Annotated in this window: 18 protein-coding genes, 1 tRNA gene and 1 pseudogene; 10 read left to right on the top strand and 10 right to left on the bottom strand. The window is 34.3% G+C overall.

Going from position 1 to position 24400, the window contains the following annotated elements; genetic code table 11:
• The 3 genes and pseudogenes from WBQ70_RS01595 to WBQ70_RS01605 all read left to right on the top strand — a co-directional run.
• Positions 1-881: pseudogene (locus WBQ70_RS01595) on the top strand (succinylglutamate desuccinylase/aspartoacylase family protein); the annotation flags it as partial.
• Positions 868-1437, top strand: a complete 570-nt coding sequence (locus WBQ70_RS01600) for a 5-formyltetrahydrofolate cyclo-ligase (protein ID WP_423909642.1) — start codon at positions 868-870, stop codon at positions 1435-1437. The pseudogene WBQ70_RS01595 and the gene WBQ70_RS01600, both read left to right, overlap by 14 nt.
• 33 nt (positions 1438-1470) lie before the next feature.
• Positions 1471-1662 (top strand): hypothetical protein, encoded by a 192-nt coding sequence (locus WBQ70_RS01605; protein WP_423909645.1) that lies wholly within the window; start codon positions 1471-1473, stop codon positions 1660-1662.
• 53 nt (positions 1663-1715) lie between these two features.
• Here WBQ70_RS01605 and WBQ70_RS01610 read toward each other — a convergent pair whose 3' ends face one another.
• From WBQ70_RS01610 to gdhA, 6 genes are all read right to left on the bottom strand, one after another.
• On the bottom strand, positions 1716-2318 hold the full coding sequence (locus WBQ70_RS01610) for a lipoprotein signal peptidase (RefSeq protein WP_423909648.1): 603 nt from the start codon (positions 2316-2318) through the stop codon (positions 1716-1718).
• A 114-nt stretch (positions 2319-2432) separates the two neighbouring features.
• The gene (locus tag WBQ70_RS01615; protein ID WP_423909650.1) at positions 2433-2813 is read right to left on the bottom strand and encodes a TraR/DksA family transcriptional regulator; all 381 of its coding nucleotides are present in this window, start codon (positions 2811-2813) and stop codon (positions 2433-2435) included.
• A gap of 7 nt (positions 2814-2820) precedes the next feature.
• On the bottom strand, positions 2821-6222 hold the full coding sequence (ileS, locus tag WBQ70_RS01620) for an isoleucine--tRNA ligase (protein ID WP_423909653.1): 3402 nt from the start codon (positions 6220-6222) through the stop codon (positions 2821-2823).
• A gap of 116 nt (positions 6223-6338) precedes the next feature.
• Positions 6339-7052, bottom strand: a complete 714-nt coding sequence (recO, locus tag WBQ70_RS01625) for a DNA repair protein RecO (RefSeq protein ID WP_423909656.1) — start codon at positions 7050-7052, stop codon at positions 6339-6341.
• A gap of 40 nt (positions 7053-7092) precedes the next feature.
• Positions 7093-9369: a T9SS type A sorting domain-containing protein gene (locus WBQ70_RS01630; RefSeq protein ID WP_423909659.1), complete on the bottom strand. Its 2277-nt coding sequence runs from the start codon at positions 9367-9369 to the stop codon at positions 7093-7095.
• Between the two features lie 131 nt (positions 9370-9500).
• Entirely contained in the window at positions 9501-10844 is a 1344-nt protein-coding gene (gene gdhA / locus WBQ70_RS01635; RefSeq protein WP_423909662.1) for an NADP-specific glutamate dehydrogenase, read from the bottom strand.
• A 206-nt stretch (positions 10845-11050) separates the two neighbouring features.
• Between gdhA and WBQ70_RS01640 the strand changes: the two genes are divergently transcribed.
• Entirely contained in the window at positions 11051-11854 is an 804-nt protein-coding gene (locus WBQ70_RS01640) for a THC0290_0291 family protein (protein WP_423909664.1), read from the top strand.
• A gap of 256 nt (positions 11855-12110) precedes the next feature.
• On the opposite strand, the gene WBQ70_RS01645 is transcribed toward WBQ70_RS01640, so the two are convergent.
• A complete protein-coding gene (locus WBQ70_RS01645; RefSeq protein WP_423909667.1) occupies positions 12111-13100 on the bottom strand; it encodes a Gfo/Idh/MocA family protein in 990 nt (329 codons plus the stop codon).
• 184 nt (positions 13101-13284) lie between these two features.
• Complete coding sequence (locus tag WBQ70_RS01650) at positions 13285-15582, bottom strand: chondroitinase-B domain-containing protein (RefSeq protein WP_423909671.1); 2298 nt, start codon at positions 15580-15582, stop codon at positions 13285-13287.
• A 185-nt stretch (positions 15583-15767) separates the two neighbouring features.
• On the opposite strand from WBQ70_RS01650, the gene WBQ70_RS01655 reads away from it, so the two are divergent.
• Complete coding sequence (locus WBQ70_RS01655) at positions 15768-16481, top strand: ribonuclease activity regulator RraA (RefSeq protein WP_423909674.1); 714 nt, start codon at positions 15768-15770, stop codon at positions 16479-16481.
• 69 nt (positions 16482-16550) lie between these two features.
• On the opposite strand, the gene WBQ70_RS01660 is transcribed toward WBQ70_RS01655, so the two are convergent.
• On the bottom strand, positions 16551-18086 hold the full coding sequence (locus WBQ70_RS01660; RefSeq protein WP_423909677.1) for an aldehyde dehydrogenase (NADP(+)): 1536 nt from the start codon (positions 18084-18086) through the stop codon (positions 16551-16553).
• 537 nt (positions 18087-18623) lie between these two features.
• Here WBQ70_RS01660 and WBQ70_RS01665 point away from each other — a divergent pair.
• Genes WBQ70_RS01665 through WBQ70_RS01675 form a run of 3 tightly spaced genes read left to right on the top strand, consistent with a single transcriptional unit; the run spans position 18624 to position 22012 of the window.
• Positions 18624-20060, top strand: a complete 1437-nt coding sequence (locus WBQ70_RS01665) for a circularly permuted type 2 ATP-grasp protein (RefSeq protein WP_423909680.1) — start codon at positions 18624-18626, stop codon at positions 20058-20060.
• A 36-nt stretch (positions 20061-20096) separates the two neighbouring features.
• Positions 20097-21050, top strand: a complete 954-nt coding sequence (locus tag WBQ70_RS01670) for an alpha-E domain-containing protein (RefSeq protein WP_423909683.1) — start codon at positions 20097-20099, stop codon at positions 21048-21050.
• A gap of 5 nt (positions 21051-21055) precedes the next feature.
• On the top strand, positions 21056-22012 hold the full coding sequence (locus WBQ70_RS01675; RefSeq protein ID WP_423909685.1) for a transglutaminase family protein: 957 nt from the start codon (positions 21056-21058) through the stop codon (positions 22010-22012).
• A gap of 52 nt (positions 22013-22064) precedes the next feature.
• Here the strand turns inward: WBQ70_RS01675 and WBQ70_RS01680 are convergent.
• Positions 22065-22144: transfer RNA gene (locus tag WBQ70_RS01680), tRNA-Leu, on the bottom strand.
• A 284-nt stretch (positions 22145-22428) separates the two neighbouring features.
• Here WBQ70_RS01680 and WBQ70_RS01685 point away from each other — a divergent pair.
• Together WBQ70_RS01685 and WBQ70_RS01690 are read left to right on the top strand one after the other, a co-directional pair.
• On the top strand, positions 22429-23370 hold the full coding sequence (locus WBQ70_RS01685) for a ribose-phosphate pyrophosphokinase (protein WP_423909688.1): 942 nt from the start codon (positions 22429-22431) through the stop codon (positions 23368-23370).
• Between the two features lie 130 nt (positions 23371-23500).
• Positions 23501-24115: a 50S ribosomal protein L25/general stress protein Ctc gene (locus tag WBQ70_RS01690; protein WP_423909690.1), complete on the top strand. Its 615-nt coding sequence runs from the start codon at positions 23501-23503 to the stop codon at positions 24113-24115.
• Positions 24116-24400 lie beyond the last annotated feature (285 nt).

Consider the following 24400-nt stretch of genomic DNA (forward strand, 5'->3'; position numbering starts at 1 on the left):
GCCAAACTCAAAATCCCCATCATCATCCAACGCTCTAAGATTGATGGCCCTACGGTTCTTTTTTCGGCAGGAATTCATGGTGATGAAATTAACGGCGTTGAAATCGTGCGTCAATTGATTACTAAGAAAATCAACAAACCCAAACGTGGCACTATCATTTGTATCCCCATCATTAATATGTTTGGTTTCATCAATACGTCACGACAATTTCCTGATGGACGCGATTTGAATCGTGTATTTCCTGGACGCAAAAAGGTTCATTGGCCAGTCGTTTCGCTTTTCATATTTTAAATGACATCATGCCCATTGTGGATTATGCTATTGATTTTCATGCTGGTGGCGCCAGTCGTTTCAACGCACCTCAAATTCGGTTGATTCCTGGAAATGAAGAATTAAAAGTTCTAGCTGATGTTTTTAATGCCCCATTTACCTTATTTTCAAAAAACATTGTAGGTTCCTTCCGGAATTCGAGTCAGAAATTAAATGTCAAAATGTTGCTTTTCGAAGGAGGAAAATCATTAGACATCAATGACGCTGTTGCCGAAACAGGGGTACAAGGAGTCAAAAGAGTTCTGTCATTTTTAAATATGCTTGACATAAAACACGAACCAAAATTCAAAGAAACAAACAGCATCTACATTGACAAATCAATTTGGTTACGAGCAAAATCTTCTGGTTTACTTCACGATCATAATAAAATTGGCCAATTTGTAAAAAAAGGAGAAGTCTTGGCTACTATTACAGATCCTTTTGGGAAATTTGAACAAAAAATAAAAGCGCCTAATGATGGCTACATTATTAATGCCAACCATTCACCAATAGTATATCAAGGCGATGCCGTGTATCACATCTCAAAAAGCATTTTGAATGAAAACCACTAAAAAAGACTTACGTTTAAAATATAAAACACTACGCCAAAACCTCAACGATGTAGAAGTTGAGGAGAACAATTTGGCTATAGCCAATGCCTTACTCAAGCTACCTATTTGGGAAAAGACTTATTTCCATATTTTCCTATCTATTGAAGACAAACGAGAAGTAGATACCGAATTAATTTTGCACCTTCTTTCAGGAAAAGACAAGGAAATTATCATTTCGAAAACCGACTTCGAAAACCGAAAGATGATTCATTTTTTATTGACTGACAATACCCAAATTAAAAAAAACGAATACAACATACCCGAACCAGTAGATGGTATTGAAGTGCCTTCACAAAAAATAGAAGTTGTTTTTGTTCCCTTATTAGCTTTTGACAAAAAAGGACATCGTGTAGGCTATGGCAAAGGTTTTTACGATAAATTTTTAACTGAATGCAAACCAGAGACCATTAAAATCGGACTTTCCTTCTTTGAACCCGAAGAAATAATTGAAGATATTTTTGATGGAGATATTGCCCTTGATTATTGCGTGACACCAAAAAATATTTATCCTTTTTAATTTAAATTTTGTACCTTCAAAAACAAAAACATTATGACCTTGTCTAAAATATCAAAAATCACTATATCGCTTCTAACAATTCTAGCAATATTTTCATTATCAAATTGCAGTGTACACACAACCAATGGAACTTCATTAAAACAAAAAGAACTTCCTCCTGGTCAAGCCAAAAAAATATATGGAGGAAAAAGTGCTAAACAATATGCTCCAGGACAAAACAAATAAAACAAAAGACCAATTCAATGAATTGGTCTTTTTATTTTAAGTCAGCTTACAACTTAGTTGTTCGCATGAAATGCTTTTTTATTGAAACATATTAAAATCCCCACTCCTGTTGAAATGGCTACATCAGCAACATTGAAGATCGCATTGAAAAAGGTAAAATCTCTACCTCCCCAAACAGGTATCCAGGTAGGTAAGTTTCCATGCCAAATTGGAAAATAGAACAAATCCACAACTTTGCCATGAAACCATTTTCCGTAAGGTTGCTCACTAAACAAAGTGGCTAACTGAGAATGACTGTCGTCAAAAATCACTCCGTAAAAAACTGAATCAATAATATTACCTAGTGCTCCTGCAAAAATCAATGCTATGGCAACTACTAAATAATTAGAGCTATGTTTATTTTCTACTGAATCCCATAGCCAATATCCTATTCCACCAACAGCAAAAAGGCGGAATACTGTTAAAAACAATTTACCATATTCCCCAGGAATACGAGTTCCCCATGCCATCCCTTCATTTTCAACAAAGAGAATTTTAAACCAGCTAAGAACTTCTACTTCCTCTCCTAAAATAAAATTAGTTTTAATATATATTTTAGACAGTTGATCTACCATCAAAATAAGGAAGATGAGTAGGGTCGCATTTCGTAATGACATTTTAAAAAGTTTAAGTGCGCAAAAATAGGGAATTTATAAAAAATTAAATTCCAAATTCCAATAATTTTGCAATTATGTTTGGAATTTGGAATTTCAATATTGATTTTTTGATTTTTATCGTTGCAAGTTCTTCGCCTCGATACTCATTGTTGCATGAGGAACGATTTTAAGCCTTTCTTTACCAATCAATTTCCCTGTGACTTTACATATTCCGTAGGTTTTGTTTTCCACACGGAATAAAGCATTTTTCAAATCACGAATAAACTTTTCTTGACGAATAGCCAATTGTGAATTTGCCTCTTTAGACATCGTTTCACTACCTTCTTCAAATGCTTTGAATGTTGGCGATGTATCATCAGTACCATTATTCAAATCATTCATATAGGCGCTTTTGATCAAATCTAAATCAGCCTGTGCTTTATCTATTTTATTTAAAATAATTTCTTTGAACTCCGCTAAATCAGCGTCTGAGTATCGTGTAGCTTCATCAATCATACCCTTATTATTTAGTAATCATTATTATTGTTTTTATATCATCAAACTCAATTTCAATGCCATTTTTTATATTTTCTTCAAAAACCAAGTCTTCTGTCAATGTTTCTGATTTAATATAATTTAGATTTCCATTTACAGCTTCTTCTAAAAGACTGTTATTTTGCAAATGTACCTTAATCTTATCGGTTACTTCAAAGCCAGAATCTTTCCTAATGTTTTGAATTCTATTGACCAATTCTCTTGAAATTCCTTCACTTTTCAATTCAGGTGAAATCACAATATCCAAAGCCACTGTAATTCCGTTCGAATTAGCTACCAACCAACCCTCAATATCTTGAGAACTAATCTCCACATCTTCCAATGTTAAAGTTACGGCATTCCCCGCAATTTCAACTATTAGACTTCCCTCGCGCTCCATTTGGCTAATCTCATCCGCAGTAAAAACCTGTATCCTTTTGGAAATCAAACCCATATCTTTCCCGAAACGAGGTCCTAAGGTCTTAAAGTTAGGCTTTATTTGTTTAACTAAAACGCCTGAACCATCATCTAAAAGCTGAATTTCTTTCACGTTTACCTCAGCCATAATCAGGTCTGAAATTGCTTCAATTTCTAATCGTTGATTGTTGTCAAGTACTGGAATCATTACTTTTTGCAAAGGTTGACGTACCTTAATCATTTCCTTTTTTCTAAGGGATAAAACCAATGAAGAGATGGTCTGTGCTTTCTGCATTTTGCTCTCTAGTGATTTATCAACAAAGTTTTCAACGTATTTTGGAAATTCCGACAAATGTACACTGTCAAATTGTTCTGATTGTGTTGCGTTTGTTAAGTCTTTGTAAAGTTTATCCATAAAGAATGGCGCAATAGGAGCACTCAATTTACTTACCGTTAACAAACAGGTATAAAGTGTTTGATAAGCTGCAATTTTATCTTGTGCGTATTCCCCTTTCCAGAAACGACGACGACACAAACGAACGTACCAGTTACTGAGATTTTCTTGAACAAAATCTGAGATAGCACGAGCAGCTTTTGTAGGTTCGTAATCAGCATAAAAACCATCAACATCTTTTACAAGAGTGTTCAATTCAGAAATAATCCATTGGTCTATTTCTGGTCTTTCATTCATTGGAACCTCAGCTTCATCATATTTGAATCCATCTATATTTGCATACAAACTAAAGAATGAATACGTATTATAAAGGGTTCCAAAGAATTTACGACGCACCTCAGCAATTCCTTCTAAGTCAAACTTCAAGTTGTCCCAAGGATTGGCATTCGAAATCATATACCAACGCGTAGCATCAGGTCCATATTCAGCCAAAGTTACAAATGGATCTACAGCATTACCAAGACGTTTGGACATTTTTTGTCCATTCTTATCCAAAACCAAACCATTCGAAACAACATTTTTATAGGCGATTTTATCAAAAACCAAAGTTCCAATAGCATGTAACGTGTAAAACCATCCACGTGTTTGATCTACTCCTTCGGCTATAAAGTTCGCTGGAAAATCTTGATTTCCATCTATTTTTTCTTTGTTTTCAAATGGATAATGCCATTGAGCATACGGCATTGCACCCGAATCAAACCAAACATCAATCAAATCGGCTTCCCGTTTCATTGGTTTGCCTGAAGCGGAAACTAAGGTAATGGCATCGACCACATTTTTATGCAAATCGATTAAATCATAATTTGATTCTGCCATGTTTCCAATTTCAAATCCTTTAAAAGGATTTTCTTTTTGTACTCCAGCTGCAATCGCTTTTTCAATTTCGTTGTACAATTCTTCGACTGAACCAATCAAGATTTCTTCTTGTTTGTCTTCGGTTCTCCAAATTGGCAACGGAATTCCCCAATATCTAGAACGAGATAAATTCCAGTCGTTAGCATTTTTCAACCAGTTCCCAAAACGTCCTTCACCTGTTGCTTTTGGCTTCCAGTTGATAGTTTCGTTCAAGTCGAACATACGATCCCGAACTTTGGTAATTTCGATAAACCAAGAGTCCAATGGATAATATAAAATAGGTTTATCAGTTCTCCAACAATGGGGGTAACTGTGCACGTATTTCTCCACCTTAAAGGCTTTATTTTCTTCTTTTAATCGAATAGCAATCTCGACATCCACAGAACGCTCTGGAGCTTCGCCCTCGTTATAATATTCATTTTTAACGTATTTTCCAGAGTATTCACCCAAACCTTCGATAAATTTACCTTGTAAATCTACCAATGGAACAGGTGTTCCATCCGCATCCAAAATCAATAATGGCGGTACTTCTGGAGTGGCTTCTTTGGCTACTTTAGCATCATCTGCTCCAAAGGTTGGCGCAGTATGTACAATTCCAGTTCCATCTTCAGTAGTTACAAAATCTCCTGAAATCACTCTAAAAGCATTTTCTGGATTTTGGTATGGCAAAGCCAAAGGCAATAATTGCTCGTAGCGAATACCCACTAAGTCAGCACCTTTTGCTTCAGCAATAATTTGGTATGGGATTTTTTTGTCTCCTGCTTTGTAGTTTTCAAAATCCGAAGCTTCTTCACTCGCAAAAAATCCTTTCCCGAATTGTTTTCCAACTAAATTCTTAGCTAAAACCACATTGACTGGCTCGAAAGTATATTGATTGAAGGTTTTCACCAAAACATAATCTATTTTTGAACCAACTGTTAAAGCGGTATTACTTGGTAATGTCCAAGGAGTAGTTGTCCAAGCCAAAATATGAATAGTTCCAAAACCTTCTAAAAATCTTGGCAAGGTTTCCGAAATTGTTTTGAATTGTGCTACAATCGTAGTATCGGTCACATCGCGATAAGAACCAGGTTGATTTACCTCATGCGAAGACAATCCTGTTCCTGCTTTTGGAGAATACGGTTGGATCGTATAGCCTTTGTACATCAAATCCTTATTATAGATTTGCTTTAACAACCACCAAACCGATTCCATGTATTTGGATTTATAAGTAATATAGGGATCTTCCATATCTACCCAATACCCCATTTTTTCGGTCAAATCATTCCATACATCTGTATAACGCATTACTGTTTTTTTACAGGCTTCGTTATATTCAGACACTGAAATTGTTTTCCCAATATCTTCTTTTGTAATCCCAAGTTCTTTCTCAGTACCTAATTCTACAGGTAGGCCATGCGTATCCCAACCCGCTTTACGCTTAACTTGGAAACCTTTTTGAGTTTTATATCTACAAAAAATATCTTTAATAGCACGAGCCATTACGTGGTGAATCCCAGGTAATCCATTGGCCGAAGGAGGCCCTTCAAAAAACACGAAAGGTTCAGCACCTTCTCTTGTTGTTACACTTTTTTCAAATATGTTTTTTTCTTTCCAAAAATCAAGTACTTCTGAGGCCACTTTTGGCAAGTCAAGTCCTTTGTATTCAGTAAATTTTGAGCTCATTTTGTCCTTTTCTTTAATCAATTTGCGAAAGTAGTCATTTATAATAAACAGGCAAAAGGCAAAAGGTAAAAGTTTACGATTTTAGTATTTTTAAAAATGTAGAAACGGGAAATAGTTTAAGAGAAAACCTCTTTCAAGACTTCTAATGATTTTGGATTTCTAAAACCATCCAAATGAAATCTATAATAATCCATTAAAATCTTCAAAATAATTTGACGTTCCAAAACATGAAAAACCTTTTCATTGTTATCAAATTTTAAGTTAATTAATTTTCGAAACAAACTCGTTTGATGTTCTGTCAATGTATCTACTCCAATAAAAGGAGTAAAATTCCCTTCTCTCATTTCGAAAAAAGGCATGTCAATATTTAAAATATCAGGGTAAAAACCCAAATATTTAGTCACTTCTAACAATAAAATAAGATGAAAATTAGCTATTTCGTCATGATGATCTAACCATAACAAAGCTGTTTCAAGGAAATCAAAAAGCGGTTCATTTTTTTCTTCTTCATGTATCGAATGATAAAGAACTTCGGACAAAAACAACACCATTGTACTCTTGTAAATATCAGAATGAATGGTTTGAAAGGGAGTGCTTAATTTAATTTCTTTAAAATTTTCTAAAGTTCCTTTATTTTTATGAACTGCCTCAATCTCTAAAATAGAAAGCGGTTGAAAGTACGCAATTTTTTGATTGACCTTTCGACCCGAAAAAGCATTTCGAACAAAGTAAGATTTTAGCCCGCTAGAGTGCGTAAAACATTTGACAATCAAACTTTTCTCTTGAAATTTTAAGGATGAAATGACAATTGCCTTAGTTTTAACTAACATTGATTATTATTTTAATCGCTCTCACTCTAAACCTAAATTATTAACGAACAATCATTACTTTTTTCACCTTAGTCTCCACCCCATCTTCAGCAGAAATAAAAATCATGTACACCCCTGAAGCTACTTTGTGTTTTCCAAAAGCAGTAGTATCCCACTCGATAGTTCCTCCTTCAGATATTGTTTCAAACACTAAATTCCCTTCAATATCAGTTATTTTAACATTTGCTTTATCGATTAAACCAGCGATCTTAACCGTTCCTTGATAACCTGGCCTTACAGGATTAGGATACACATAGGCATTACTCAAATCAGAACTAGCCTTAGTTGCTATACCTTTAAAAGAAACCAACCCTTTTATAGTTGCAAAAAACACCTCTCCTGTAGCATCATTTATTGCAACGTCATTTATCGTATTACTTGGCAACGGAGAGTTATTTGTAGTAAAATGATATATTGTTTTTTGACCATCAGAAGACACAAAAAAGATACCTGAATCAGCTGTTGCAATCCATTTGTTATTAGCTCCATCTACTACTATATCAGTAATGAATTGCTCATACATTAATTCCTGAGCAAGACCATCTTCTAAAATAATAATTGGTTCGGCTCTCATTTGATCTTCCGTTTTAAAACTATTCACATTTGATAAGACTCTTAAACCTTTTAAGGTACCAATCCAGAGCTGGTTGTTTTTATCTAGCACAGGAACCGTAACATAATCCGAAGGTAAATTTCCTAAAGATTCCCCAAAAGTTATTTTTTTAAAAACATTCATCTTATCGTCAAAACCCAACAAACCACCATCTGAAGCAATCCATTTTACATCATTTTTATCGATAGTTATTCGATTAAAATTTTTACGATCAGTATTCCCTAAGATTTCAAAGGTTGAAAAACGTTGCCAATCACCATTAGCGCGCAAAACTTTCAATCCATTTTTGACCAAACTATTATTAACCCATAAATTTCCAGCTTTATCAAATGCTGAACCATTAATTCGAACATCAATATAAGTAGGACTAATAAAAGTCAAACTCTCCAGTCCACTATTTTTTTCGTTAAACAGAATACTAGGAACATCATCGACTATTTTCAACAAACCTGAAAAAAAAGAACTCGCATAGACTTCTTTTTCGTTATAAGGGTTTACTATTATTTTCGAAAGTGACTTTGCTCCAAGAACCTTATCATATGGTATATTTAACCATCCACTTGAATTAAATTTACTTACGCCATAACTATCTAAATCATATGGATTATAATAGATATCATAATCACCATATACTGCCCAAAGAACATTAGGAGTCACATCAATAGAAAACACACTATTTCTTGAAGGACCTGAAGGGGTTACATTCTCAAAACTAGTAATCGAACTAATTGACGTTGTATATAATCCATTTTCTTTCGTACCCAAATAAATTTTATCTCCAATTATCGTTGCACAAACAAAACTAGGACTTACATCAGAAATTTGATTACTATCGATCTGTCGAATTAAAACTAGTTGCTTGTCATAAACATACACACTACTTGAACCTGTTATCAAAAGATAGTCACCCACTGCTCGTATATCATTTATATTGTGATTAATATCTTTGACATTTACAAAAATATTCCCATCGTATCTATGAATTGTCCCTGATGTATTAATAGCAAATAATTCTCCCCCTAAAGGTTCGACTCCAACCCAACCTCCAGAACCTACTTGCTGCCATTGATTAAAATCTATTAAATTTTTACTAACAACAGGAGCTCTTCTTATACCATTAATCGTTGAAGCAAATAAATATCCATTATAAACAGCAGTTTGAGTCACGCTAATTTCGGCACCATTATCACCAATAAAATAAGTATCCCCAAAAAGCATTGTATTCAAATTAAACTGCACAATTCCAAAATCACAGGAAACATATACGATTCCTTCATATTCCATAAAGTGATTGATTTTTTTTATTCCTGAAGGAAGTGCTTTATTAAGGACATCAACTACTTTAAGAATCTTACCATCAGATTCATTAACAACCGTCATCAGACCTGTTTGATAACCAATGAGTGTTTTATTAAATGCAGGACTATAATACACCGCACTGATTGATTCTCCAGGAAGTCCATCAACAGTTGTAGTCGTTTTGATTTCGTGTGAAATCGAATTTATCGAAAATAGAGCATTTTCTGAAGCCGTAACAATTGAAGTTGCACTTACCGATATATCTCTAATTTCATTATATGAAAAATATCCTTGCCAAGACAAATTATTTTGAGAAAAACTCATTTGCATCATTAGCAATAACAAACTTAAAAATACTTTTTTCATTATTCCATTCTATTTAAGGTCACAAATATAAGATAAAGATTAGCATCGAATTTGAAACGACAAAAAAAAGCCTCCTTTATGTTCACTATATTATTAGAGAATCATAAAGAAGGCTAATTCATTCAAGAAGATTAAACGACTCCTTGTGCTAGCATAGCGTCAGCAACTTTTACAAAACCCGCTACATTGGCTCCTTTTACATAATCAACATAACCCGTTCCGTCAGAGCCATATTGAACACATGAAGCATGAATCGACGACATTATTGCCTTTAATTTTTCATCTACTTCCTCTGCTGTCCAATTTAATCGTAACGAATTTTGCGACATTTCTAATCCGGAAGTAGCTACTCCACCAGCATTTGAAGCTTTACCAGGTGAAAATAATATTTTTTCTTTTTGAAAAACGATCAAAGCTTCAATGGTTGTAGGCATATTAGCTCCTTCAGCTACACAAATACAGCCTCCATCTACTAGCGCTTTTGCATCAATTTCATTAATTTCATTCTGAGTTGCACAGGGCATCGCAACATCACATTTCACTTTCCATGGGCGTAAATCAGCAACATATTTTGCCTTAGGATATTTATTCACATACTCACTTATCCTACCTCTTAGCTGATTTTTAATATACATCACATGAGCTAATTTTTCTGCATTAATTCCATCTGCATCATATATATACCCTCCTGAATCAGACATGGTCACTACTTTTCCTCCTAATTGAGTTGCTTTTTCGGTTGCATATTGCGCCACATTTCCTGAGCCTGATATTACAAAAACCTTCCCTTTTACACTATCTCCTTTTGTAGCTAGCATACTTTGAGCAAAATAAACGGCTCCATATCCTGTAGCTTCTGGCCTAACTAAAGAACCTCCATACGATATTCCTTTACCAGTCAAGACACCTGTAAACTCATTTTTTAACCTTTTATATTGTCCAAACAAATACCCTATTTCTCGTGCTCCAACTCCTATATCTCCAGCTGGAACATCGGTATCAGCACCTATATGCTTAGACAATTCAATCATAAAACTTTGACAAAAACGCATCACTTCATTATCTGATTTCCCCTTAGGGTCAAAATCAGAACCTCCTTTACCTCCGCCCATAGGCAAGGTCGTTAAACTATTTTTAAAGGTTTGCTCAAAGGCTAAAAATTTCAAAATGCTTAAATTTACAGAAGGATGAAATCGAAGTCCTCCTTTATAGGGACCAATTGCCGAATTCATTTGTATTCTAAATCCTCTATTTATCTGAGTCAATCCTTTATCATCAATCCATGTTACTCTAAAAATAATCGTTCTTTCAGACTCAACCATTCTTTCTAACAACATTTTATTTTGATATTTCTCGTTATCTTCTATAAATGGAATTACGGCCTCTGCAACTTCATAAACTGCCTGTAAAAATTCAGGTTCATTGGGATTCTTAAGAGTAACACCTTTGATAAATTCTTCAATACTTTTTGACATAATTATTAAATTAAGAACAGTAAGTAAATAGTTCTGATTGCTATATTACAAATATACATTTATAAAAAACTTTCTTTGATTTAAGTTTATGAAATTTATAGAATTATCATTTTGGTTACATTAAAAAAACCATCATATTTTAAAGATTTAAAATTAATTGATGCTTAGTATTTTATATCTTTGTCGACACTTGAAATTTTAGTAAAATGCCCAAATACTTCCTTTATACATTACTTGTTTTATTAGTGTTTTCTCATAAAACAATTGCTCAATTTGGTTTTTCCCATGAAATTGGAATTATTACTGGTCCTGTTGCCTTTCAATCTGACTATGGAGAACGTCATGATTTAAAAACAAATACTGGAAACACGGGAATAGGTATTGGTATCGTTCACTTTATGAACTTTTTATATGACTCTAAAACTGAGCAATACACCCCAAAAACGTACTTTAATGATCATTTTAAATTAAGAACAGAGCTATCTTACAGTAAAACCAACTTTGACCACTATGGAAAATGGGTTGCATCAGACCGAAAATCCCTAGAAGCTGACCAATTAAGAGCTATGAAAGGAAGCTCACAACTAACCAACATTGGAATACAACTAGAATATTTCCCTTTAAATATTTACGATTTTGAAATTGAAACAGCTAATTTTAGTCCATTTATAAGCCTTGGAGCACAATTCAGTTCTTATAATGCAAAAGCCTATTCCACTTTAGGTCCCTTAGGAACAACATTGACTACTTACCCCAAATTTTTAACACCAACTGATGATCATCTTAATGGATTTTCTACAGAAAGTAATACCGTTTGGTCCATTGTTAGTAGTGTAGGAACTCGTTATAAGCTGAACCCTTTACAAGATTTAATGGTTGATTTAAGATTTCAGTACTTTTTCTCTGATTGGGTTGACGGCTTAAATCCCAATCCAGAGATTTACAAAGAGAATAAAGCTAACGACTGGTTAGTTTGGCTTAACTTTGGTTATATTTATTATTTACCATAAGAAGTCTCAATACTAAAAACTATACATTGAGAATTGAATATTTATGGCTCTGTTTTCAACAAGAGCCCCAAATAAAAAAAAGAGGCTATTTCACTAATTGTGATACAGCCTCTTTTTACTTTCTCAAACATCTTAAAAAAGAGAAAGCCTATAAATATCAAATAATTTTTTATTTTAAAGTCATTAAAACTACGAATTAACAAGTTAAAAAACAACTAATTACAAAAAAAACGTGATATGAAAATAAAAATTGATATTAAAGTGCTAAAATTTTATCTAAAACCCAACTCGTATGTAATGCTGACTTCCCTGTTGATGGATGAGTAATATTTCCTAAAAGATGGTCTCTCATATTTTGAACATGATAAAATTGTACATTTTCAGGATGATTAATAAAATGCTCTGTTTTTCCTTTTTCATTAGTTAGAAATATCGGACTTTCGTCAAAAACAGCAAATTCAATTTTCCCTTTACTCCCAATAATTTCCACGTTATCCTCACGTGTTGCACTACCAAAATTCCAACTTCCTGTACCTGTCACGCCTGATTCATGAATCCATGATGCTACAATGGCATCTTTAGCGGTATATAATCCTTGCTGATTTGTGTTGAAACCCGAAACCTTTATTATATCACCCAAAATAAATTCAAACAAATTCATACCGTGGCTCGCTAAATCATCAAAATAACCTCCTTTAGCAATTTCTGCATCGGTTCGCCAATTGTATTCACCAGATAAATCTTCAGGTGATGTTGACTTACTCAAATGCCAACCAATGTGTCTTATTGTTCCTATTTGATTTTCATCAATCCATTTTTTTACTTGTTCAAAACGAGGTAAAGAACGACGATAGTAAGCAACAAACAAAGGGATTCCTTTTTCTGCGAAAGCATTATAAATAATCAAACTATCTTTATAATTAGGTGCCATTGGTTTTTCAATACAACAAGGCTTTCCTGCTGCTACTACTTTTAACGCATAATATTTATGTGAATCAGGAGGAGTTGCAATATAAATAGCATCTATTTCTGGATCATTGATTAAAGCATCAGCATCATTATACTGCTTTTTTACTCCATGTCTCTGAGCATAATCAGCACATTTTTCGGCATCACGACGCATCACAGCTAGTAATTCAAATCCTACTACTTTTTGATAAGCAGGACCGCTTTTTACTTCGGTTACATTACCACAGCCTATAATTCCCCACTGAAGAACTTTTGAAATTGATGAAGTTGCGTCCATATAGTTTAAATTAGTATAATGTCACAATTAAGGAATATCAAATTTAATCTAAAATATGTATTTATTGCTATTTTAAAGTTGAATTCTAATACAGTATTTCACAATTACCATTGGTTTATATAAAAAAAGGATCCCTGTTTGCACAGAAATCCTTCTAACCAAAAAACCAATTTAACCTTCAACCTTAATACATCATTTTCTGTTTTAAATTTTCTTCTATTTTAAACTCCCCTGAATTCTTGATGTTATTTTCTTTTGGAGCTTGCCCTTTTTCTCCCCACAACAATGCAATCAATTTAACTGGATTATTAGTGAATGTATTTTTAGAAACAGACACATTAACAATACCTCTAGTCTTAACTAGAATACCTGTTGGCTCCTCTTTTCCAGAATTTGTAACCGTATTATTATCAAAAAGTAAATTCCCACCAATGGTTGATTCGTCATAACCACCACGGTAGTAATCTAAAACACTCGATTGTATTGCATCAAACTTAGTATTATTGATATAGACAAACTCTGCGTTGTATTCTCCTAGATCGTCATTTTCATCTGCTAAACGAATTCCTCTCTTACAGTTTTTAATAATCGAATTATCAATCGAGATCGTATCAGCGAATGCATCTTTATACGCATTCAATACCGTATCAAATTCATTAATTTCAACATTGATTACCCATAAATTATAGGCACTTTTCATGTTTTTTTCTAAGGTTGCAAAAGCATATTGTTCTTTTTCTCCTTTTAATACAACATTTTCTAATCTTAAATTTCCTTTTGGTTCCATTAAAAAAGCAGGACTTTTACTTTGTCCTTTATACACAAGAATTGCTTTAGATTTTTCATCTTTGGACTTAATCGTAACTGATTTATTAATTACTAATGAATTACTCAACACATACATTCCTTTTTTCAATTCAATAATAGTTCCTGCACTCGCTTTTTCCAGTACACTTACTAACTCTTTTGCAGAGCCTACTTGTATTGTTTTTGGCGTTTCTACAACTTTTTTTATTGGAAACCAATTTGCTCCATACGATGCAACATCTATAATTCCTTTATTATTTATAGGCAAAACAATAGCACCAGTTGCGTTTGCAGTTGCTCTATTGGTTCCAAAAAGATCTTTTTTGATATTTGCAAAATCAAATCCATTATACACTGCTGTTTGATTTACCGTAGGAACGTACAGCCAGTCAGAAATTTTAGTAACGCTGATATTTTCAGTTTGAATTCCTTTGTCTTTAACATCACTGTTATTTGGACTGTTTAAAACATTGTTTTTAAATAAAACACCATCTACTTTATCATAGGCTTTTACAGGGAAATCATTTGCCTTTTCATTGTAAATAATATTATTTGCCACTACAATTCTCTCTGGCCTTGCTGAACGAATTTCTTGAACTGGCAAGACATCACTTTTATTCATATTTGCCCCCACACTAAATTGCCAAGGCGTAATACAATCCACAAAAGTATTATAGGCAATCACTGCATCGGTTACTTGGTTGTATCGATTTAACGGTGATTTTGGCACACCATTCATTACTGCCAATGCACTACGGAATTCTTCCCCTTTGATTTTGTAAAAATAATTATTTGTGATCCAATGACCTGTATTCACTACACGCACACCTCCCATGAAGTCAGAGTTTTCGTCACCAATAAAAATGTTCCCATCGATAGTACAGTAGTTACCATGACGCAACACTAGTGAACCTTCTGATTTGTAAAAAATATTATTTCTATATTCATTGAAATTGGATTTATTCGAAATAATTTCAACTTCTCCATCACATCTTTCGAAAAAATTATTTGATATTAAAGTATAAGAAGGAGCCATCGAAGTGCCACTATCCCCTATCTGAATTGTTTCTCCATGAGGACCTCCTTTTCTTGGGCGTGGACCAAAATGATTATTTGTAATTTGGTGGTGATTATTAATTGATTCATTCCCTTTTAAAATAATCATAACCGTTGGCCCTTGGTTTGACTTCCCTGTAATGTAACAATGATCTAACTGATTGTTTCTCCCCCACAATTCTACCCAATGATCCTCTCTAACTCTATTTAATTGCGTAAAATCTTCTATCACACATTGAGTTACTTTACAATGATTCGCAATATTTTTTTTATCAATATGAAAATCAATCACTGTTGCCGAAGGAGTATATCCATTTTTAAAATACAATCCTGAAACCTCAAGATAAGTACCACCAAGTTTTAAGTCAGAAACTCCTTCAATGGTAACTTTCCCCATTGTTTCAGCTCGCAAAACAATAGGAGCCAACGCCGTTCCATTACCTATGAATTTAATTTGAATATCCTTCCAAATTCCATTTGCTAACACAATTTCATCACCCGCTACGGCATTTTTTATAGCCTCTTGCAACTCATCTTGATTCTTTACTTGAATACTTTTAGCATTTCCATTGAATGAAAACAATAAAAAAGCGACACTTAGGAAAAATAATTTTTTCATTATAATCATAACTTTTATTGATTTTTAATTTCCAATTAAAAGATAAACATTAGTTTTTAACTCCGTATTAAAACATTATTATATAAATAGTGTATCTTTACACCACTTAACTGGTTTACCAGTTTGGGTTTCCAAATATAATCATATTTATTTATTATCACACCATTTATTTAAAAAAAACTAAAATGAACGGATTATCGATAACTACTAGAGAAAAATTAAAAACAATAAGCACTCCAACTATCGCTAGTTGCTTGTATAAAAAAGGGTTTAAAAATCAAGCCATTCAAGACGTTAGACCTTTAAAATCAGGAAAACCAACTATGGTAGGTGAAGCTTTTACATTGCGCTATATTCCAGCAAGAGAAGACCGGAACCCAATGAATATTTTCAGACACGCAGATCACCCACAAAGAGTTGCTATCGAAACATGTCCTCAAGGAAGTGTACTAGTCATTGATAGTCGTAAAGACCCTAGGGCAGCATCTGCTGGTGATATTTTAGTCACTCGTTTAATGGTTCGAGGTGCTGCAGGAATTGTAACGGATGGTGGTTTTAGAGATTCGGCTTCTATTGCCAACTTGAATTTCCCAGCCTATCATAACCGTCCTTCTGCCCCAACAAACTTAACACTGCATGAAGCGCTAGACATTAATGTACCAATAGGTTGTGGAGATGTTGCCGTTTTTCCAGGGGATGTACTCGTGGGTGATGACGATGGTATCATGGTCATTCCGGCTCATATTGTAGATGAAGTGGCTGATGAATGTATTGAAATGACTCGCTTTGAAAATTTTGTTCTAGAAAAAGTAGCCGAAGGCCAAACCATTATAGGTCTCTATCCTCCTACTCACGATCAAACATTACTAGATTATGAAGAATGGAAAAAGAAATTCTAAATTAGATTTCAAAAAAATCGCAAACTAGTTTTTACCTAATTTGCAATTTTTTGATTTATACACAATCTCTTATTTTGTAAAAATACCATCAACTAATCTCCAAATAGAATACGGATTCTCATCTTTCAAAGCTTGAGGTAGTAACGAAGAAGGATAGTCTTGATAGCAAACTGGACGAACAAATCTTCTCATTGCCAGTGTTCCCACTGAAGTTGTCTGTGAAGAGGTTGTCGATGGATAAGGCCCACCGTGCACCATAGCGTGACAAACCTCAACACCCGTAGGAAAACCATTAATCACGATTCGACCTACTTTTAATTCTAAAATAGAAAAAAGTTCTTTATAATTTTCAAAATCAGCAGCGGTTCCATGAATGGTCGCCGTTAAATGTCCTTTTAAATTTCGTGCCACTTCAAGAATCTCCGCTTTTGTATTGGCTTCTACCAAAACTTGAGAAGGTCCAAAATTTTCTTCAGCTAAAGTATCATTCTCAATATATGTTTGCATCGATGCTTTAAAAACATTGGCTTCAGCCGTATTAACTAAATTTGATAACTGCCCTTTAGCAAGTAAAGAAACATGATCTAAACCTAAAGTATGTGCTACATTCTTATTGTAATTTTTAGATATTCCCGCAGTCAACATGGTTCCTGCAGGTGTTTCATTTATTTTTTGTACCAATGTATCATAGAAAACGCTATTGGCCTCAGCTTTTACCACAAAAGCCAATCCCGGATTCGTGCAAAACTGACCTACTCCCTGTGCGATAGAAACTGCCATACCTATGGCAATAGCATCTCCTTTTTCTTTTAAAATTTCTGGTAAAATAAAAACAGGATTCGTACTTCCCATCTCGGCAAAAACAGGAATAGGTTCTGGTCTGGCATTCGCCAAATCAAACAAGGCTTTTCCTCCACCAAAGGATCCCGTATAGCCAACCGCTTTTATCGCTGGATGTTGCACCAAATTAGCTCCTAATTCATTTGTATTTCCTTGTACCAATGCAAAAGTTCCTTTGGGCATACTACATTTTTCAATCGCTTTTTCAATCGCACTTGTCACCATTGCTGAGGTACCTGGATGTGCAGGATGCCCTTTAAAAATAACTGGACAACCAGCAGCCAAAGCCGAAGCTGTGTCACCACCAGCTACTGAAAAAGCCAATGGAAAATTACTAGCTCCAAAAACTGCAACAGGTCCCATTGGCACTAACATCTGACGAATGTCTGATCTAGGCATAGGAGTCCTATCCGGTTGTGCTGTATCTATCTTAGCATCAATCCAAGATCCTTCACGTACAAAATCAGCAAAAAGCTTTAATTGACCTATCGTTCGGCTTCTTTCTCCTTGCAATCTAACCAAAGGCAAAGCCGTTTCTAGATGACATCTTTCTAATAAAGCATCTCCTAAATTAAGAATTTCTTGTGCAATCTGATCAAGAAAATCAGCAATTTGATTCTTATCTTTTTTACGATAATTGTCAAAAGCACGAACTGCTTCTGCAACTACCTTATTTAACTCTTCTTTAGTTGTATTTAAAAATTCATCTTCTAATAATTCGTTGGTTGAAGGATTGTATGCATAAAATGTGTCAATCTGATTCATAGCTAAAGTTTGTTTTTATTAAAATTATAATAGAATGAGAGCACAGCTTGATTTTTAGATAGGCAAATATACTTAAAATTTAACTGGTTGACCAGTTAATGGATTCATAACATTTTTATAATGATGAATTCAAGTCATAAACTAGCTTTATACCTTAATTTAACATGAATTACAAAAAAGGGAACTTATTGATAAAATTATTATCAAACATAAACAGAACTATTTTAAAACATACCCCCTTTTAAAACACAGTAAAACAAAAAATACATATAAAATAAAAACAATAGCCCCCATTGAAATTGACCTAAAAAGAAAAATAAAATAATTGTATCAAAAAACAAATGCTAATACTGCAATAAAAGCACAGATAAAAACACGAATTACCAAAAAATATAATTCTAAAGAAGTAAATTAACAAATTGGCAGAAATACTCATCAAAAAGGCTTTTTTCAATACTTAAAATCATTAAATTAGTCAAAACATTGCTGTTTTTTAACCAAAAATCATTTTTTTTTAAATTTTTAATAATTCAGGGTATGATAAAATTAACACCCAATTTAAACCCGAAAGGATGGGATGAGATGTTTTCTAAAGAAGGAGTGAGAGAACCATATCGTCAAGTACTTCAAACATTAGAAAGTTTAAACCTCGATAAGCTTACGCAAAAACAAAGGCAAGCTTCGGAAATTTTCATGAATCAAGGAATCACTTTTACAGTCTACAGTGATAACGATGAAGGAATAGAAAGGATATTCCCTTTTGACATCATCCCTAGAATCATCACACAACAAGATTGGCTAGAGGTTGAATCTGGGATTGCACAGCGACTAAAAGCCTTAAATTTGTTTTTGGAAGATATCTATAACGAACAATTAATCATTAAAGACGGAATTATCCCCGCCTCATTGATAGCATCTTGTCCGCATTATATTCCTGAAGTACACGGAATCAAACTACCTCATGACATTCATGTTCACATTGCGGGGATTGATTTGATTCGTGGTGTCGAAGGCGAATTTTATGTTCTAGAAGACAATTTGAGATGTCCTAGTGGAGTGAGCTATATGCTTGAAAATCGTGAAATCACTAAACGTGTTTTTCCTGAAATGTTCAATAGTAACAATGTGAGTATGGTTGTGAACTACCCAATGATCTTTCACAACATTCTTATTTCGCTTTCACCAAGAGCTATTTCAAACCCAAATGTGGTCTTACTAACACCCGGAATCTACAATTCGGCTTATTACGAACATACTTTTTTAGCCAGACAAATGGGAGTCCCTTTAGTAGAAGGACGCGATTTGATTGTAAACAATAATAAAGTATACATGAAAACCACATCGGGCTTACAACAGGTTGATGTAATTTACAGACGACTTGATGATGAATACCTAGACCCATTAGTTTTCAAAACAGATAGTACACTAGGAATCCCAGGACTTATTAGCGCCTATAAATCCGGAAACGTAGCCTTAGTTAATGCCGTAGGGAATGGTGTAGCTGATGATAAAGCAGTTTATGCCTTTGTTCCCCAAATGATTAAATACTATTTGAATGAAGACCCCATTCTCAAAAACGTCCCTACCTATCAAATGGAAAACAAGGACGAACGAGAACACGCTTTTGCAAACATGGAAACGATGGTTATCAAGGAAACCAATCAAAGTGGTGGTTACGGTATGATCATGGGAAATAAAGCGAGCCAAGAAGAACTAGATGCAGCCAAAATAGCCATCCTTGATAATCCACGAAATTTCATAGCACAACCTATAATTCAACTGAGTACAGTGCCTTGTTTTATTGACGGAGAACTAAAATTACGCCATGTCGACTTACGTCCTTATGCCCTTTGTGGTCCTAAAGGAATCGAAATAGTTCCCGGAGGACTCACACGTGTAGCATTAACAGAAGGCTCCTTAGTTGTTAATTCTTCGCAAGGAGGGGGCAGTAAGGATACTTGGATTATGAAATAAGAACTAAATTCAAATTCACTTTTAAACGAAATAACTATGGAAGTAAATATGTTAAGCCGAGTGGCAGAAGGAATCTATTGGCTCAATAGATACATGGAACGAACCGACGGAATGCTACTCACATTAAACACCTTATACATTATGTCATTTGATCAAGAGACAAATGACCATCAAGGGTATAAACCATTATTAGAATACTATACCGATCTTTCCGCCAAGGAAATAACACTAGTTCAATACAATACAAATTTTGTTTTAAAATACATTATTTGCGATATAAGAAATGCTAATTCAGTAAAAAATCTGATTACGCGAGCACGTGAAAATGCAAGAGGTTCTCAAGATAAAATAACAAAGGAACTCTGGGAGCACATCAACTCTATGTATCATTTCATCAATGACCCTGAACTCCCACAACGCCTAGAAACAGCTGAAGCGATTGGAATATTATCTAAAATAAACAAAGACTTCTTGTTATACAATGGAATCTTCCATGTTACTATGCCTAGAGGATTGGGATGGTGCTTTTCGAGTATTGGTAAAAACTTAGAGCGTAGCTTACAAACCATAACCTTTACACAGTCCTATTACAAACCCATAAATTACAATTTAGAAGGTAAAGAAGATATACTCTACTGGAGAAAACTGCTACTTTCATTATCTGGATATGAGTTATACATGAAAAGTTATAGCAACATTCCGCACAATCAAAAAGTAGCGCAACAGGTTGTTTTTAATAAGGATTTTGCTCATTCAGTAATCTATACTTTGGAATTAATTGAAACAAGTTTGAACTGCTTAATTAAAGAAAACCATCTAAGCGAAGCCAGAACCATGCGAAATCATTTTGGCCGAATAAAAAGTGCCGTGGAATTTACGGACTACCATCACTTGACTAATCAGCAACTAGAACACATCTTGGAAGATACAAAAAACCAACTGGATGCGTTTTCATCTGATTTTTCTAAATTATTCTTTTCTTATACTTAAAAACAATGGCAATTTTCAAAATAGCACATATCACAAAACTAGAGTACAATTGGCCAATCAAAGAAAGTATAAACGAGATTCGGTTATACCCACACAATTTTGAAAATCAAGATGTATTACAACACCAACTCATCATAACCAATCATCCCGAAGTTACAATTTCAAAGGATTGGCACGGTAACAGAGTGGGTAATTTCAATACCCTTGAAACACTTTCTGAAATGATTATCGAAAGCCAAATGATTGTACGTGTAAATCATTCGCTTAAAATCCCAGAAATAGACCATGCCATTGTTTCAGATTTAGATGCTCAAAAAGAAAAAAGCATCACATTACTGCGATGCTCCTATCCAGAGATTCTCAAAAATCAAGAAGAAATAAATAAAATATTAAGGGAAATAGGTACTGAAAACAAGACTATAATTGCTTTGGCACAACAATGCAACGAATACATCTACAAAAACTTTACTTACACCAAAGGGATTACGACTACTACTACAACACTAGATGAAATTCTAGCACTAAAAAAAGGAGTTTGTCAAGATTTTACACACCTACTTTTGCAACTAATGCGTACACTTGGCATTCCTGCACGTTATGTAAGCGGTTACATATGTCCAAATAAAACCCAGTTAAGAGGTGAAGGGGCAACTCATGCGTGGGTTGAAATCTATTCTCCTATACAAGGATGGTTAGGCATTGACCCAACTAATAATATATGGACTATGGACAGCCATGTTAAACTATCTGTAGGTCTAAATTTCACAGAGTGCACACCTGTAAAAGGAACATTCAAAGGTGAAGCCAAACAAACACTAACAGTTTCAGTTGCAATCGGTTATGAAGACGGAAGTCATTTTAAAGAAATGAATAAGGTACAAGACAAATCATCGGATATACAAATGCAACAAGACCAAATTGACCATATGCATCATCAACAAATACAACAACAGCAACAATAATAAGTTGACTAAATGAAAAAACCTCGTAATCAAAAGATTACGAGGTTTTAAGTACCCGGAGCCGGAGTCGAACCGGCACGGTTTCCCACAGGTGTTTGAGACCAGCGCGTCTACCAATTCCGCCATCCGGGCTTAGCAGACAGAGATAATAACAATTATCTCAACGCAATAAAAGAGGAGATTGTAAATCAACCATCGATTCCTTTAACACGGTGCAAATGTATAAAAAATATTTAAAGCTCCAACAAAAAATACTTAAATTTTTCCTTTCAGAGTTGATTATTTTTTATAAATTTGCACCTCGTTAAACAACAGACACTAACTAATTACACCCGAGGCAAATACATTCATCAAGCTATAAAATAACATCATAGCCAAACTGCATGGAGTGCAACGGAATAAAAACAACAAATTAAATGTCACACACAGAACCAGAAGCTAAAATATTTGCTTGTTCACAAAGTGTCTATCTAGCTGAAAAGATCTCTAAAGAGTACGGAATCCCTTTAGGAAAAATGACGATGTCAACCTATAGTGATGGAGAATTTCAACCTTCTTATGAAGAATCTATCAGAGGACTTCGTGTATTTATCGTATGTTCAACTTTTCCATCTGCTGATAATTTAATGGAATTGTTATTGATGATTGATGCTGCAAAGCGTGCATCAGCAAGACACATTACAGCTGTTATTCCTTACTTTGGTTGGGCTAGACAAGATAGAAAAGACAAACCTAGAGTTCCGATTGGAGCTAAACTAGTAGCTAAATTACTAGAAACTGCTGGAGCAACTCGCATCATGACAATGGACTTGCACGCAGATCAAATTCAAGGATTCTTTGAAAAACCAGTAGACCATTTATTTGCATCCACTATTTTCTTACCATATATTGAAAGCTTAAAATTAGACAATCTTATGATTGCTTCACCAGATATGGGTGGTTCTAAAAGAGCGTATGCGTATTCTAAATTTTTAAATTCAGAAGTTGTTATTTGTTATAAACAACGTAAAGCAGCCAATGTTATCGAAACAATGGAGCTAATCGGAGAAGTAAAAGGAAAAAATGTAATCCTAGTCGACGATATGATTGACACGGGAGGAACATTAGCAAAAGCTGCAGACTTAATGATCGAAAAAGGAGCATTGAGCGTAAGAGCAATTTGTACTCATGCTATCTTATCTGGTGGTGCTTATGAAAAAATTGAAAACTCTCAATTAAGCGAATTAATCGTTACCGATTCCATTCCGTTGAAAAAAGAGTCTAAGAAAATCAAAGCTGTAAGTTGTGCACCTCTTTTTGCTGAGGTAATGCACATGGTACAACATAACAACTCGATTAGCGGGAAGTTTTTGATGTAATTTTTGGCTTTTAGCTGTTGGCTTTTAACCATTAGCAAAAAACTTAATTTTATTCAAAACTATTCCCAAAAGCTAAAGGCCAATAGCCAATAGCTCCAAACACGAATTATTAATAATTATATATATTACAATGAAGTCGATTACAATTAAAGGATCAGAAAGAGAAAGCGTGGGTAAAGTAGCTACTAAAGCCCTACGTAATGCTGGAGCGGTTCCTTGCGTTTTATACGGAGGAGATCAACCAGTGCACTTTTCAGCAGAAGAAAAAGCATTCAAATCATTGGTTTACACTCCAAACGCTCACACAGTTGTGATCGAACTTGAAAAAGGTAAATCATTCAATGCAATTTTACAAGACATTCAAGTTCACCCAGTGTCTGACAAAATTTTACACATTGATTTCTTTCAAATCTTTGATAACAAAGAAATCACTATTGAAGTTCCTGTACAAATCGTTGGAAAATCAAAAGGTGTTATGGCAGGTGGAGATTTACGTTTGAACAACCGTAAATTAAAAGTTAGAGCTTTACCAGCAAATCTTCCAGATTTCGTTGAAGCTGACATTACTCCATTAGACATGGGTAACAAATTATACGTTACTAAAGTTGCTACTCCTAACTTTAAGATCATGCACCCAGACAACACTGTTATCTGTCAAGTGAAGATTTCTCGTGCTGCTATGAAAGCGGCTCAAGAAGCTGCAAAAGCTGCAAAAGCAGGACCTGCAAAAGGAAAGAAAAAATAATATTTTTTCAAATAAAATTAAAAGACTGTCCCATAAAGACAGTCTTTTTTTTATGCCTAAATTTTAAATTATCATGCTGTTTTTCAGGAGCCTTTTCCTGCTATCCGCTATATCTTGTGGCGGCATAAATGCCCGCCGCCACAAGGATACCACTTCTATCAGGGCTAGGACAGCCGTAGTTTCAATAACGATTATATTTCCTGACCACGAGTTCCCGAATCCCAATAAAATAATTAGTGAATTTGTCGCTTTTATTCATTCAAACTATTACCAAGTATCACTATT

The organism is Flavobacterium sp., from assembly GCF_049590715.1.
In the GTDB taxonomy this organism is placed as follows: domain Bacteria; phylum Bacteroidota; class Bacteroidia; order Flavobacteriales; family Flavobacteriaceae; genus Flavobacterium.